Below are 13,243 nucleotides of genomic sequence, written 5' to 3'. Positions count from 1 at the left end.
CCGTACGCGGCGGTCAGACCTTGTTGGGGAGGGCTCCGCCGTAGCGGCGGTCGCGCTTGGCGTAGATCTCGCACGCCTCCCACAGGTCGCGCCGGTCGAAGTCGGGCCAGAGCCGGTCGAGGAAGACCATCTCGGCGTAGGCCGACTGCCACAGCAGGAAGTTCGAGAAGCGCTGCTCGCCCGACGAGCGCACGAACAGGTCGACCTCGGGGATCTCCGGCTCGTCGAGGTAGCGGGCGAAGACCTTCTCGTCCACCTTGCCGGGTTTGACGCGGCCGGCCGCGATGTCCTGGGCGAGTTTGAGCGCCGCCTCGACGATCTCGGCCTGCCCGCCGTAATTGACGCAGAACTGCAATGTGAGCTTGCGGTTGCCGACCGTCATCTCCTCGGCGGTCTGCAGCTCGGAGATCACGCTCTTCCAGAGCCGGCCGGGGCGGCCCGCCCAGCGCACGCGCACGCCCATGGCGTTGAGCTCGTCGCGCCGCCGCCTGATCACGTCGCGGTTAAAGCCCATGAGGAAGCGGACCTCGTCGGGCGAGCGCTTCCAGTTCTCCGTGGAGAAGGCGTAGGCGCTGAGGTAGGGGATGCCCAGCTCAAGCGCGCCCTCGATGACGTCGAACAGGGAGGATTCGCCCGCCTTGTGCCCCTCGGTGCGCGGCAGGCCGCGCATCTTGGCCCAGCGGCCGTTGCCGTCCATGACGATGGCCACGTGCCGGGGCACCAGCTCTCGCGGGATCGGCGGCGGCGTGGCGCCGGACGGATGAGGGGTCGGAGGACGGACGTTCACACTGGCTCCCTTTCGACGTGTCGGAGAGAGCGTATTCCGTGTTCGAGGTGCCATTGCAGGTATGCGGCGACCAGCCCGCTGCATTCGTTGCGGTGGCGCGAGTCGGAGGCGTCGGCGGTGACCCAGTCGCCGCGCAGCAGCGCCGCCATGAGCCCGATCGTCTCCCCGGCGGGGACCGCCGCCCCGGGCGGGCGGCACGACCCGCACACCACACCGCCCGCGACGATGGCGAACGCCCTGATCGCCGGGGTCTGGCAGCGGGCGCACGCCTCCAGGGCGGGCGCGTAGCCGGCGACCGCCAGGGAGCGCAGGAAGTAGGCGTCGAGCACCAGCCGGGGCTCGTGGGTGCGCTCGGCGAGCGTGCGCAGGCCGCCCACGAGCAGCAGGAACTGCCGCAGCGCCGGCTCCTTCTCCCCGTGCGTCAGCCGGTCGGCGGTCTCCAGCATGGCGCTGCCCGCGGTGTAGCGCGGGTAGTCGGCGGCCAGCGCCTCGCCGTAGGGCCTGAGCGTCTCGGCCTGGGTGACGACGTCGAGCGTGCGGCCGGTGTGGAGCTGCAGGTCGACGTGGGTGAACGGCTCCAGCCTGGCCCCGAAGCGCGAGGTCGTCCTGCGCACGCCCTTGGCGACGGCGCGGATCTTGCCGGTGCGCTTGGCCAGGACCGTGACGATGCGGTCGGCCTCGCCGAGCTTCTGCGTACGCAGAACCACGCCTTCGTCACGATAGAGACTCACTCCGACATCTTACGGCCGCCTTGTGTGCCGAGGAGTCCGGCGTTACGGGCATGCTCGGATGACGCGACTTTGCGTGACTCTCACTAGACTTTGACGCCTGTCCCCGCATTACCCGTTGTTCAACCCCCCGCTACCGCCTCGAAAGGGAGTCATGACCCGCGTGGTCCTGCTGGGCGCCTCGCCCGGCCCCGACACCTCTCCGACCGGCCTGAGGCTGGCCGCGCTGCCCGGCAATCCCACCGTGGCCGAGCGGCTGCGCGGCCAGTTGGCTTCTTACGACCCGAGGCCCGCCACCATCGCCGCCGGCGACGTGGCCGCCGCCCTGCGCGCGCTGGCGGAGGTCGCCGAGTCGGCGACGGAGAGCCTGCTCATCATCCCCGAGAACTCGGTCACCCACGACGAGCTGATCTACCAGATCACCAAGACCAAGCGCGGTGCGCTGGCGCTCGTCGCCAAGGAGCCGCGAGCGGGCAGCACGGACGAGGAGGCTCCGGAGGACCCCGCCGAGGCCGAGTCCGAGCTCGTCCCCATCGACGAGGCCGATCCCGAGATCGGCCTCAACCGGCTGGAGGGGCTGCCGGTGCGCGCCCGCATCGGCAAGTCACGGGTGGTCTCGGTCGGCACCGCGACCCACGCCGTGACCCGCCCCAACGGCGCGCTGCTCGGCCCGCTGCACGTCAGCGCGCGCAACGCGCCGGTGCTCGCGGAGACCTGCCGCGAGCTCGCCGCCATGGCCCACACCTTCGGCCCCGACGACGACCTGGTGCAGCTCGTCGTGTTCGGCCTGGTGCGCAACGGCGTGTCGGTCGGCATCAGGGGCCGCCGCGACCTCTTCTACCGCCGGGTCACCACCCAGGAGGAGGTCAACGAGGCCGGCCCCGAGATGGCCGCCATGGACGAGGACCGCGCCCGGCTCAACAACGCGGTCAAGGGCGCCGACGGCTTCTTCACCACCTACTTCGTCTCCACCTACTCCCGTTTCATCGCCCGCTGGGCGGCCCGGCGGGGGCTGACGCCCAACCAGGTCACGCTGATCTCGATCGCGCTGGGCGTGGCCGCGGCCGCCTGCTTCGCGACGGGCGACCGGCCGTGGATGGTGCTGGGCGGGGTGCTGATCTACTTCGCGTTCGTCTTCGACTGCGTCGACGGCCAGGTAGCCCGGTACGCCCGCAAGTTCGGCGTCCTCGGCGCCTGGCTGGACGCCACGTTCGACCGGTTCAAGGAATACGTGGTCTTCGCCGGCCTCGCCCTCGGCTACGTCATCGCGGGCAACGGCGAGGACATCTGGATCCTCGCGCTGGCCGCGCTGGGCCTGCAGTCCATTCGCCACCTGCTCGACTTCTCCTTCGGCGCGGCCAACCGCCGCAAGCCGCCCGCGAAGCTGCCCACGCTGGCGCTCGACGCCCCCGACGACCGCGAGCTGCGGGCCGCGCTGTCGCGCCGCCGGGAAGAGCGCAGCCAGGGCCTGCGGGGCGTGCTCAAGATGTGGACCAGGGCCGGCAGGTTCCGGGCCGTCCACTGGGCGCGCAAGATGATCGTTTTCCCCATCGGTGAGCGGTTCGCGGCCATCGCGATCACCGCCGCCCTCTTCGACGCCCGGATCACCTTCCTGACGCTGGTGATCTGGGGCTCCGTCGCCGCCGCCTACTCCCTCACCGGACGCCTCATGAGGTCGCTCGTATGATCACCCAACCGCAGGCCATGGCCACCCCCACGCCGGACCCCGACGAGGAGCGCCGGCGCATCCAGACCGCCCGCCTGCTCGCCTACCGCGACGACGGCCCGCTCGTGCAGGCGCTGGCGCCCCGGCTGGGGCGGGGCCTGCCGCCCGTGCCGGCCGCGCTCGTCGCGCTGCTCGCCGTGGCCGGGGTCACGGTCGCCGGGCTGCCGGAGTCCGGCCCCATGCTGCTCGTGCCCGTCGCCATCGCCCTGCTGCTCATCCTGCCGACGGCGCCGCGTGACCACCTGGGCCGGCTCGACTGGCTGACGCCGCCGCTGCTGCGCGGCACCGAGTTCCTGGCCACGATCGCGATCGGCCTGGCCGCCGACGCGCCGAAGTGGCTGCTGTTCGTGCTGGTGTACGTGGTGGGCTACCACACCTACGACACCGTCTACCGGACGCGGCAGAGCATCTGGCCGCCCGCCTGGGTGTTCCGCGCGGGGCTCGGCTGGGAGCTGCGGCTGCTCATCATCGGCGTGGGCGCGGCGGCCGGTTTCCTGACGCCCGTGCTGGCGGTGCTGACGGCCTACCTGTTCGTGCTGTTCGCGGTGGAGAGCGTGACGAGCTGGGTGCGTCTCGACAAGGCGAGCGCGCAGGCGGGGGCCGACGCCGAGCAGGACCTGGAGGCGTCCCCCGAGGAGGCCATGGAGCAGGCCACCGGCGAGGCCGAGAAGGCCTGACTCCTGTCGTCGTCCCGGACGGCGTCGCCCCCCGGGGGCGGCGCCGTCCGTTTTGTGCGGACCCGGAGCGGAGAGCGCTCTCACCGACTGCTTGACGGGAAGTGAGCCGTGTGCTCAGATCATCCCAGAGAGCGCTCTCTGGCTTTCCCGCCTCCCCGCACCCCCCTAGGAGAGACGCGCCATGACAACCACAGCAAGCAGGCCACGACGCCGCCTGGCGCCCCTGGCCACGGTGCTCACCGCGCTGGTCGCGCTCACCGGTCTCCTGGTCAACGCCGCGGTCAGCGCCTCCGCCGCCGTCCCGGCCACCCCCTCGGGCTGGTCGCTCGTCTGGTCCGACGACTTCAACGGCTCCGCGGGCACCCTCCCGTCCTCCAGCAACTGGATCATCGACACCGGCCACGCCTACCCCGGCGGCCCGGCCAACTGGGGCACCGGCGAGATCCAGAACTACACCTCCAGCACCTCCAACCTCAGCCTCGACGGCTCGGGCAACCTGCGCATCACGCCCCTCCGCAGCAGCTCGGGCGAGTGGACCTCGGCCCGCATCGAGACCCGGCGCGCCGACTTCAAGCCCGCCGACGGCCGCATCCTGCGCATCGAGTCCCGCCTCCAGATGCCGAACGTCACCGGCGACGCCGCCCTCGGCTACTGGCCGGCGTTCTGGGCGCTCGGCGCGCCCTACCGGGGCAACTACTGGAACTGGCCGGCCATCGGCGAGTTCGACATCATGGAGAACGTCAACGGCATCAACTCCGTCTGGGGCGTCCTGCACTGCGGCGTCAACCCGGGCGGGCCGTGCAACGAGACCACCGGCCTCGGCGCCAGCCGCGCCTGCCCCGGCTCCACCTGCCAGTCGGCCTTCCACACCTACCGCTTCGAGTGGGACCGCAGCGTGAGCCCCAACCAGCTGCGCTGGTACGTCGACGGCCAGCAGTTCCACGGCGTCAACCAGTCCCAGTTCGACGCCACGACCTGGGCCAACATGACCGGCCACGCCGGCTACTTCCTGCTGCTGAACGTGGCCATGGGCGGCGCGTTCCCGAACGCCCTCGGCGGCCAGACCCCGACCGCGGCGACCGTGCCCGGCCGTCCCATGGTCGTGGACTACGTGGCCGTGTGGCAGAGCGGCACCGGCAGCACACCGGACCCGACCATCACCCCGACCTCACCGGGCGGCGTGGACGCCCGCTCCACCATCCAGGCCGAGCGCTACCAGGCCCAGTCGGGCACGATCGTCGAGACCACCACCGACAGCGGCGGCGGCCAGAACGTCGGCGCGATCGGCAACGGCGACTGGCTCCGCTACGACGGCGTGAACTTCGGCTCCACGGCGGCCACCCAGTTCAAGGCCAGGGTGGCGTCGGGCGCGGCGGCCGGCGTCAGCGGCCTGGTGCAGGTACGCCTCGACAGCCCCACGGCCACACCCATCGGCGACTTCGCGCTCGCGAACACCGGCGGCTGGCAGAGCTGGCGCACCATCCCGGCCAACATCTCCGGGGTGACCGGCACGCACACCGTCTACCTGACCTTCAGCAGCGGCCAGCCCGCCGACTTCGTCAACGTCAACTGGTTCACCTTCTCCACCTCCTGACCGGCGGTCGCGCCCGCGCAGGGGGGCCCGCGCGGGCGCGGCATCCGTCCATCTGGGCAACAATGGGGCGATGAGCGAACTGCCGGTCATCGACATCGCGCCCCTCTTCGGGGAGGACGAGGCGGGCAAGGCCGCCGTCGCCGGCGCCATCGGGGCCGCCTGCCGGGACAACGGCTTCTTCTACGTCGCCGGCCACGGCGTGCCGGCCGGGCTGATCGCCGACCTGGACGCCGCCGCCCGCCGCTTCTTCGCGCTGCCCGAGCCGGTCAAGAACGAGATCGCGATGGACCGGGGCGGCCGGGCCTGGCGGGGCTTCTTCCCCGTCGGCGGCGAGCTGACCTCGGGCCGGCCCGACCTCAAGGAGGGCGTCTACTTCGGCGCGGAGGAGCCGCCGGGCCCGCTGCCGCTGCACGGCCCCAACCTGTTCCCCGCGCAGGTGCCGGAGCTGCGCGAGGCGGTGCTGGCCTACCTGGACCGGATGACCGAAGTGGCGCAGACGGTGATGTCCGGCGTCGCGCTCAGCCTGGGGCTGGCTGAGGACTACTTCCGCACCGGCTGCACGGCCGACCCGACGATCCTGTTCCGCGTCTTCCACTACCCGCCCGCCCCGCCGGACCCGGAGAGCTGGGGCGTCGGCGAGCACACCGACTACGGCCTGCTCACGCTGCTCCTCCAGGACGCCAACGGCGGCCTCCAGGTCCGCACCCGGGACGGCTGGATCGACGCGCCGCCGCTGGAGGGCACGTTCGTGTGCAACATCGGCGACATGCTCGACAAGCTGACCGGGGGCCACTACCGCTCGACCCCGCACCGGGTGCGCAACCTCAGCGGGAACGAGCGGCTCAGCTTCCCGTTCTTCTTCGACCCCGGCTGGGACAGCGAGGTGCCGCCGCTCCCCTACGCCCCCGGCCACCGCTGGGACGGCCAGGTGGACTTCACCGGCACCTACGGGGAGTATCTGCTGGCGAAGGTCGCCAAGGTCTTCCCCCGCCTGTTCGAGACCCTGGACGAGCGGCCCAACTAGGCAGACTCCCGCACGACCAGCCGGACCGGCAGCGCCACCGACTCGGTGTGGCGGCCCTCCAGCCGCGACAGCAGCAGCCGGGCCAGCGCCAGCGCCTGCTCGGCCACCGGCACCCTGACCGTGGTGAGCCCGGGGACGACCGCCGAGGCGGCGTCCACGTCGTCGAAGCCCACGACCGCCAGGTCCTCGGGCACCCGCCGCCCGGCCTCCCGCGCCGCCTGCAGCGCACCGAGCGCGAGCTGGTCGGTGGCGGCGAAGACCGCGTCGAGCGCGGGCTCGTCGCCGAGGAGCCGGCGGGTGGCGGCGGCCCCGGAGGAGCGGGTGAGCTCGGCGGGCGCGAGCAGCGGCTGCCGGTCGGCCCGGCGCATCGCGTCGCGGTGGCCGGCCAGGCGGTCCTGCATGGCGACCAGGTCCAGAGGGCCGGTGATCATGCCGATCCGGCTCCGGCCGCCGGCCAGCAGGTGCTCGGTGGCGGCCGCGGCGCCGCCCGCGTTGTCGACGTCCACGTACGGCACCAGCGAGGCGATCGCGGGCTTGCCCAGCAGCACGACCGGCACCCCGGTGCGCGAGAGCCGCTCGGCCAGGGTGTCGCCGCGGTCGGGCGGCAGCAGCACGACGCCGTCCACCAGCCGGGCCTCGACGTGCTGGACGATGCGCCGGTGGCTCTCGGCGGTGTCGGCCAGCATGAGCGTGATCTGCTTGCCGGCGCCTTCCAGGACGCTGGTGACGTACTGGACGACGGCGGCGGTGAGCTGGTCGCCGCCCTGGCGCGGCACGGACAGCACCAGCGCGACGGAGTTCGTGCTGCGGGTGACGAGGCTGCGGGCGGCGGCGTTGGGGACGTACCCGAGCTCCTTGATCGCCAGCAGCACCGTCTCGCGGACCTCGGGGCGGACGGACGCCTCGCCGTTGACCACCCGGGAGACGGTGGCGCGGGAGACGCCGGCACGGGCGGCCACGGTCTCCAGCGTGGGCCGCTTCGGGCGCGACTCCAGCAGGCCGTTACGCCGGATGACGTCGCGGTACCAGAGCGCGCTGTCCTTCATCCGCCGCCGCTGGGTGGCGAAGTCGACGTGCACGAGGCCGAACTTGCGCCGGTAGCCGTCGGCCCATTCGAGGTTGTCCAGCAGCGTCCAGACGAGGTAGCCGCGCACCGGCACGCCCTCCTGGACGGCCGCGCGCACCGCGCGCAGGTGCTCCTCGATGAAGCTGATGCGCTCGACGTCGTGGATGCCGTCGCCGGTGACGACGTCCACGAAGTCGGCGCCGTTCTCGGTGACCATCAGCTCGGTGCCGGGGAACTCGGCGGCGAGGCGGCGCAGCACGAGTGACAGGCAGCCGGGGACGATGGGCCAGCCCATGGCGGTGACCGCCGTGGGAACGGTGCAGAACAGCACGCCCTCGCTGCCCGGGTAGGTGGGGTCGGCGGGCTCGCTGGGCTGGGCCTGCACCACGAGCGGGGTGTAGTAGTTGACGCCGAGCAGGTCGATCGGCCGGCCGATCAGCTCCAGGTCGCCGTCGCGCACATGGTCGAGCCCGGCCGTCCGCTCGACGATGGGCAGCAGCTCGGCGGGATAGGCGCCGCGCAGCATGGGGTCCAGGAACTGCCGGTTGACCAGGGCGTCGATGCGGCCCACCGCCTCGGCGTCCTCCTCCGACAGCGGCCGGCCGGGGTCGCCGACCTGGCCGGGGGTCAGCACCGGCGAGATGTTGAGCACGCCGCCGACCTTCGCCGCGCCGGCCGCGCGCAGGGCCTGGACGCCGAGTCCGTGCGCGAGCAGCAGGTGGTGGGCGGCGCGGAAGGCGTCGGCGGGCGAGGTGCGGCCGGGGGCGTGGATGCCGGAGCCGTAGCCGAGGAAGGCCGCGACCCAGGGCTCGTTGACGGTGAACCAGGTGTCCACGCGGTCCCCTAAGCGCGCGGCGACGGCCGCCGCGTAGTCGGCGAAGCGGTGCGCGGTCTCGCGCTCCGGCCAGCCGCCCGCGTCCTCCAGCGCCTGCGGCAGGTCCCAGTGGTAGAGGGTGGCGTACGGCGTGATCCCCTCCTCCAGCAGCGCGTCCAGAAGCCGGTCGTAGAAGTCGAGCCCGGCGTCGTTGGGCTTGCCCGAGCCTTCGGGGAAGACCCGCGCCCAGCTCACCGAGAAGCGGTAGGCGGCGATGCCCAGGTCCTTCATCAGCCGCACGTCTTCGCGGTAGCGGTGGTAGTGGTCGCACGCCTCGGCGCCGTCGGCGGAGAAGGTTTCCCAGATGGACCGGCCGCGCCCGCCGGCCGTCGTCGCTCCCTCGATCTGGTAGGCCGAGGTGGACACTCCCCAGACGAAGCCCTCGGGGAAGGCTGCGGTGCTCATTACGGCGGAAACCCTTCGTCATCGATCGCGAGGGACCAGTCTCCCGCGCGCCGCTCGTCGCGCGCCAGCCTGGCCAGGCGGTATACAGGGCGCGTGGAACTGGACCGGCTCGATCGTGACATCATCGCGGCGCTCGTGGACGACGCCCGCGCGACCTACGCGGAGGTGGGGCAGCTCGTGGGCCTCAGCGCCTCGGCGGTCAAGCGGCGGGTCGACCGGCTGCGCGAGAGCGGCGCGATCACCGGGTTCAGCGCCAGGGTGGCGCCGGAGGCGCTCGGCTGGACCACCGAGGCGTACGTCGAGCTGTTCTGCCAGGGCAAGACCAAGCCGTCGGACATCGCGTTGGCCGTCGCCAAGTTCCCCGAGGTGGTGGGGGCGGCCACGATCACCGGCGAGGCGGACGCCTTACTCCACATCAGGGCCACCGACGTGCGGCACGTGGAGCGGGTGATCGAGCGCATCGCGGCGGAGACGTTCGTGGTCCGCACCAAGAGCGCGATCGTGCTGTCGCGCCTGGTGGACGCCCCTTCCGGGGTGCTGCGCAACGAAACGCGGCTCATCGGGTGAAACTCGCAACAGACCCGCGCGAGCACGCAATGCCACCCGCTTGGCCTGCGCAAATGTGATTCCTAGGCTGTGTCCGTCCCCATGTGCCCGCATAAGTGCGACGGAGAAGCCGCATGCCCAAACACTTCCTGATGTGCCGTCCGGACTACTTCACGGTCGAGTACGCCATCAACCCGTGGATGCATCCCGAGGCCGGCGCGGACCGCGACGTCGCGGTCCGCCAGTGGGAGGGCCTGAAAGCGGCCTACGAGGAGCTCGGGCACCGGGTCGACCTCATCGACCCGATCGACGGCCTGCCCGACATGGTCTTCGCCGCCAACGGCGCGCTGGTCGTCGGCGGCCGCGTCTACGGCGCCCGCTTCGCCTTCCCGCAGCGCGGCCCGGAGGGCCCGGCCTACCTGCGGTGGTTCGCGGAGCGCGGCTACCCGGTGCTGGAGCCCGCGCACGTCAACGAGGGCGAGGGCGACTTCCTCACGCTCGACGAGGTCGTGCTGGCCGGCACCGGCTTCCGCACCGACGTGGTGGCCCACAAGGAGGCGCAGGAGTTCCTGGGCCGCCCGGTCGTCTCGCTGACCCTGGTGGACCCACGCTTCTACCACCTCGACACGGCGCTGTTCCCGCTGGACGGCCGCAACGTCGCCTACTACCCGCAGGCGTTCTCGCCGGGCAGCCAGGAGGTGCTGCGCCGGATGTTCCCCGACGCCGTGCTCGCCGGGGCCGAGGACGCCGAGGTGCTGGGGCTCAACGCGGTCAGCGACGGCAGGAACGTGGTGATCAACGCCGAGGCGTCCAACCTGCAGCTGGAGCTCAAGCGCCGTGGGTACGAGGTGATTCCGGTCGACCTGTCGGAGTTGCGCAAGGCGGGCGGCGGGCCGAAGTGCTGCACACTGGAAATCAGGGGGGAAAACTGACATGACCAGCAGCGCAGAGCTGATCGAGCTGAGCGAGCGCCGCAGCGCGCACAACTATCACCCGCTTCCCGTCGTGGTCCACGAGGCCGAGGGGGCCTGGGTCACCGACGTGGACGGCAAGCGATATCTGGACTGCCTGTCCGGCTATTCGTCGCTGAATTTCGGCCACCGCAACCCGAAGATCATCGAGGCGGCCCAGGAGCAGCTCCAGCGGCTGACCCTGACCAGCCGGGCGTTCTACCACGACCAGTTCGCGCAGTTCTGCGCCGGGCTGGGCGACCTCACGGGCAAGGACCTGATCCTGCCCATGAACACCGGCGCGGAGGCCGTGGAGACCGCCATCAAGGTGGCCCGCAAGTGGGGTTACGACGTCAAGGGCGTCGAGCCCGACCAGGCGAACATCATCGTGATGGAGAACAACTTCCACGGCCGCACCACCACGATCATCAGCTTCTCCACCGACCCCGACGCGCACGACGGCTTCGGGCCGTACACCCCGGGCTTCCGGATCGTGCCGTACGGGTCGGTCGAGGCGATCAGGGCGGCGATGGACGCGAGCACCGTGGCCGTGCTGGTCGAGCCCATCCAGGGCGAGGCCGGGGTGCTGGTGCCGCCGGACGGCTACCTGAGCGACGTGCGCGACCTGTGCACCGCCGAGGGCGTCCTGATGATCGCCGACGAGATCCAGTCGGGGCTCGGGCGCACCGGCCAGACGTTCGCCTGCGACCACGAGGGGGTCGTGCCGGACATCTACGTGCTGGGCAAGGCGCTCGGCGGCGGCGTCGTGCCGGTGTCGGCCATCGCCGCGAACCGCGACGTGCTCGGCGTGATCCACCCGGGACAGCACGGCTCCACCTTCGGCGGCAACCCGCTCGCCTGCGCGGTCGCCAACGCCGTCATCGAGATCCTCGCCACCGGTGAGTTCCAGGCCAGGGCCGCCAAGCTCGGCGAGGTGCTGCACACCCGGCTGCGCGAGCTGGTCGGCAAGGGCGTGGTCGAGGTGCGAGGGCGCGGCCTGTGGGCCGGCGTGGACATCGACCCCGACCTCGCCACCGGGCGCGAGGTGTCGAAGGCGCTGATGAAGCGGGGCGTGCTGGCCAAGGACACGCACGGCTCCACGATCCGGCTGGCCCCGCCCATCGTGATCAGCGAGGACGACCTGGTCTGGGCGGTGGACCAGCTCGCCGACGCCGTCTACGAGTTCAGGAACAAGGGTTAGCGGGCGCACCCTGCGCCGGCGGCTCAGCGCAGCCGCACCGAGTCGATCCGGCGCAGGGTGTCGTTGCGGGACTCGTACCAGCTCACCTCGTCGGGGAGGGCGAGCTCGGCGATGGCGTTCTGGAAGAACGGCCCCTTGGTGATCCGCCAGCGGAACGGCGGCCGGCGGACGCCCGCCAAGCGGGCCAGCAGGCCACCGACCAGCGTGGCCACCGAGAACTGCGTGACCACGTTGGCCCAGCGCAGCAGGCGGCTGAGCGGGTTGCGGATGGGCGAGCAGACGATCTGGAAGATCTGCCCCCTGTTGGTCCTGGCGAGGTAGGAGTAGTGGACGTCGCCGGAGAGGATCATCACCGGCTTGCCGGTCCTGACCAGCAGCCTGGCGAGGTCCTCGAACGAGCGCCGGAACGCCGCCCAGTGCTCCAGGTCGATCGCCTGCCTGAACCGCTCCGACCACTCCCGCACCCGCGACCCCCACTTGCCGTCGGCGAGGGCCTCGTTCCAGTTCTGGACGCCGTGGACGCCCTCGGGCAGCAGGAACGGGATCGACGAGCCGATGATCAGGCGCTCGGCCGGCGCGGCGAGCTGCTCCTCCAGCCAGGCCCACTCGTCGGGGTCGAGCATGCGCCGGTCGCCGGGCGTGAGCTGCCTCGCGCACCGGGTGTCGACCATGATCAGCCGGGCGCCGCCGAGGTCGCGCGCGTAGCTCCAGCGGTTGCTGCTGGGCTCGGCGTCGGCCTTCTCGGCGAAGGCGTCGAGCTCGGCGGCGCCGTCACGGCCGCCGAGGTCGAGCAGCGTGCGCATGAGCGGGTCGGCGGCCCGCTCGGCGGGCGAGAGGTTGCCGAGGTGCTGGTAGACCCAGTAGGCCCCGAGCCCGGCGACCACCCGCCGCTGCCACCAGGTGGTGCGGGCCATCTGCTCGCGCCAGGGCTGGGAGGTGTTCCAGTCGTCGCGCAGGTCGTGGTCGTCGAAGATCATCGCGGTCGGCACGGTGGACAGCAGCCACTGGATGTCGGGCTCGGTCCAGGCCTGGCGGTAGAGCTCGGCGTACTCCTCGAAGTCGGCGATCTCGTCCTGGGGCGCGGTGTCCCTGCGGGCCCGGATGAAGGCCAGGATGTCCTGGGAGGGGGCGTCGGCGTAGACCTGGTCGCCGATGAGCAGCAGCAGGTCGGGCCACTCCTCGTCGGGCGCCTCGTAGAGCCGGCGGCCGTAGGAGCGCAGCACGTCCTCGCCGTGGACGCGCACGGTGGCGGGGTCGTGCGGCACGCTGGTGCGGCACGAGCCGAACGCCAGCCGCCGGGCCCCGCTCTCGGGCATCAGCCGGATCCGGCTCGGCGGGCGACCCGCCAGCGGCCATACGCGCTCCCCCTCGAGGGTGACGGAATACGACGGGATATCCTGGGTGAGCTCGACGAGATCCACGATCGCATAGTGGTGTCCGTGCACGGTGAAGGTAGGCGACCGGTAAGTCCTGCCCTCCGCCTCGATGGCGACCGTGCAGGGTTCGGCGGTCTCCACCCAGATCGAGGCGCTATGGGAATCGACGTGTCTGAGCATCGGCCCCACCACGAGTGCGGGCATCCGACCCTCCGTTTCGATGTTTCGGCACATTGTCGCGGCCCAGCCTGCCAGAGTGGCAGGGTCACGGCATCTCGATCATCGGCTT

The 13,243-nt window shown here is 71.8% G+C and carries 11 protein-coding genes; 7 read left to right on the top strand and 4 right to left on the bottom strand.

Going from position 1 to position 13,243, the window contains the following annotated elements:
* Positions 1 to 13 precede the first annotated feature (13 nt).
* Both AC27IY_RS23700 and recO read right to left on the bottom strand, forming a co-directional pair.
* On the bottom strand, positions 14 to 787 hold the full coding sequence (locus AC27IY_RS23700; RefSeq protein ID WP_423445164.1) for an isoprenyl transferase: 774 nt from the start codon (positions 785 to 787) through the stop codon (positions 14 to 16).
* Entirely contained in the window at positions 784 to 1,518 is a 735-nt protein-coding gene (gene recO / locus AC27IY_RS23695; RefSeq protein ID WP_344204789.1) for a DNA repair protein RecO, read from the bottom strand. The genes AC27IY_RS23700 and recO overlap by 4 nt, the downstream gene beginning before the upstream one ends.
* A gap of 151 nt (positions 1,519 to 1,669) precedes the next feature.
* Between recO and AC27IY_RS23690 the strand changes: the two genes are divergently transcribed.
* From AC27IY_RS23690 to AC27IY_RS23675, 4 genes are all read left to right on the top strand, one after another.
* Positions 1,670 to 3,202 carry a CDP-alcohol phosphatidyltransferase family protein gene (locus tag AC27IY_RS23690; RefSeq protein ID WP_344204790.1) on the top strand — a complete coding sequence of 511 codons (1,533 nt, stop codon included), beginning with the start codon at positions 1,670 to 1,672 and terminating at the stop codon, positions 3,200 to 3,202.
* Positions 3,199 to 3,918 (top strand): DUF5941 domain-containing protein, encoded by a 720-nt coding sequence (locus tag AC27IY_RS23685; RefSeq protein WP_329582716.1) that lies wholly within the window; start codon positions 3,199 to 3,201, stop codon positions 3,916 to 3,918. Before AC27IY_RS23690 ends, AC27IY_RS23685 begins: the two co-directional genes overlap by 4 nt.
* A 181-nt stretch (positions 3,919 to 4,099) precedes the next feature.
* Positions 4,100 to 5,512 carry a glycoside hydrolase family 16 protein gene (locus tag AC27IY_RS23680; RefSeq protein ID WP_487179188.1) on the top strand — a complete coding sequence of 471 codons (1,413 nt, stop codon included), beginning with the start codon at positions 4,100 to 4,102 and terminating at the stop codon, positions 5,510 to 5,512.
* Positions 5,513 to 5,582: 70 nt separating this feature from the next.
* Positions 5,583 to 6,536, top strand: a complete 954-nt coding sequence (locus AC27IY_RS23675) for an isopenicillin N synthase family dioxygenase (RefSeq protein WP_487179187.1) — start codon at positions 5,583 to 5,585, stop codon at positions 6,534 to 6,536.
* Here AC27IY_RS23675 and AC27IY_RS23670 read toward each other — a convergent pair.
* A complete protein-coding gene (locus tag AC27IY_RS23670; RefSeq protein WP_487179186.1) occupies positions 6,533 to 8,881 on the bottom strand; it encodes a GH1 family beta-glucosidase in 2,349 nt (782 codons plus the stop codon). The genes AC27IY_RS23675 and AC27IY_RS23670 overlap by 4 nt on opposite strands.
* 93 nt (positions 8,882 to 8,974) lie before the next feature.
* Here AC27IY_RS23670 and AC27IY_RS23665 point away from each other — a divergent pair, with 93 nt between their 5' ends.
* The 3 genes from AC27IY_RS23665 (at position 8,975) to rocD (ending at position 11,578) form a co-directional block, all read left to right on the top strand.
* Entirely contained in the window at positions 8,975 to 9,448 is a 474-nt protein-coding gene (locus AC27IY_RS23665; protein ID WP_329582728.1) for an Lrp/AsnC family transcriptional regulator, read from the top strand.
* A 113-nt stretch (positions 9,449 to 9,561) separates the two neighbouring features.
* The gene (gene ddaH, locus AC27IY_RS23660) at positions 9,562 to 10,359 is read left to right on the top strand and encodes a dimethylargininase (RefSeq protein WP_423445168.1); all 798 of its coding nucleotides are present in this window, start codon (positions 9,562 to 9,564) and stop codon (positions 10,357 to 10,359) included.
* Between the two features lies 1 nt (position 10,360).
* Entirely contained in the window at positions 10,361 to 11,578 is a 1,218-nt protein-coding gene (gene rocD / locus AC27IY_RS23655; protein ID WP_487179185.1) for an ornithine--oxo-acid transaminase, read from the top strand.
* Between the two features lie 23 nt (positions 11,579 to 11,601).
* On the opposite strand, the gene AC27IY_RS23650 is transcribed toward rocD, so the two are convergent.
* Positions 11,602 to 13,158 carry an alkaline phosphatase D family protein gene (locus AC27IY_RS23650; protein WP_423445170.1) on the bottom strand — a complete coding sequence of 519 codons (1,557 nt, stop codon included), beginning with the start codon at positions 13,156 to 13,158 and terminating at the stop codon, positions 11,602 to 11,604.
* Positions 13,159 to 13,243 lie beyond the last annotated feature (85 nt).

Source organism: Nonomuraea sp. B208, assembly GCF_057536035.1.
The sequence above is the reverse complement of the archived record's forward strand: the minus strand, read 5'-3'. Positions and strand labels throughout refer to the sequence as shown.

Excerpts from the sequence above, each read along its gene's own strand:
- AC27IY_RS23690 (WP_344204790.1), top strand. The coding sequence starts at position 1,670 with ATGACCCGCGTGGTCCTGCTGGGCGCCTCGCCCGGCCCCGACACCTCT.
- AC27IY_RS23685 (WP_329582716.1), top strand. The coding sequence starts at position 3,199 with ATGATCACCCAACCGCAGGCCATGGCCACCCCCACGCCGGACCCCGAC.
- AC27IY_RS23680 (WP_487179188.1), top strand. The coding sequence starts at position 4,100 with ATGACAACCACAGCAAGCAGGCCACGACGCCGCCTGGCGCCCCTGGCC.
- AC27IY_RS23675 (WP_487179187.1), top strand. The coding sequence starts at position 5,583 with ATGAGCGAACTGCCGGTCATCGACATCGCGCCCCTCTTCGGGGAGGAC.
- AC27IY_RS23670 (WP_487179186.1), bottom strand. The coding sequence starts at position 8,881 with ATGAGCACCGCAGCCTTCCCCGAGGGCTTCGTCTGGGGAGTGTCCACC.
- ddaH (WP_423445168.1), top strand. The coding sequence starts at position 9,562 with ATGCCCAAACACTTCCTGATGTGCCGTCCGGACTACTTCACGGTCGAG.
- rocD (WP_487179185.1), top strand. The coding sequence starts at position 10,361 with ATGACCAGCAGCGCAGAGCTGATCGAGCTGAGCGAGCGCCGCAGCGCG.
- AC27IY_RS23650 (WP_423445170.1), bottom strand. The coding sequence starts at position 13,158 with ATGCCCGCACTCGTGGTGGGGCCGATGCTCAGACACGTCGATTCCCAT.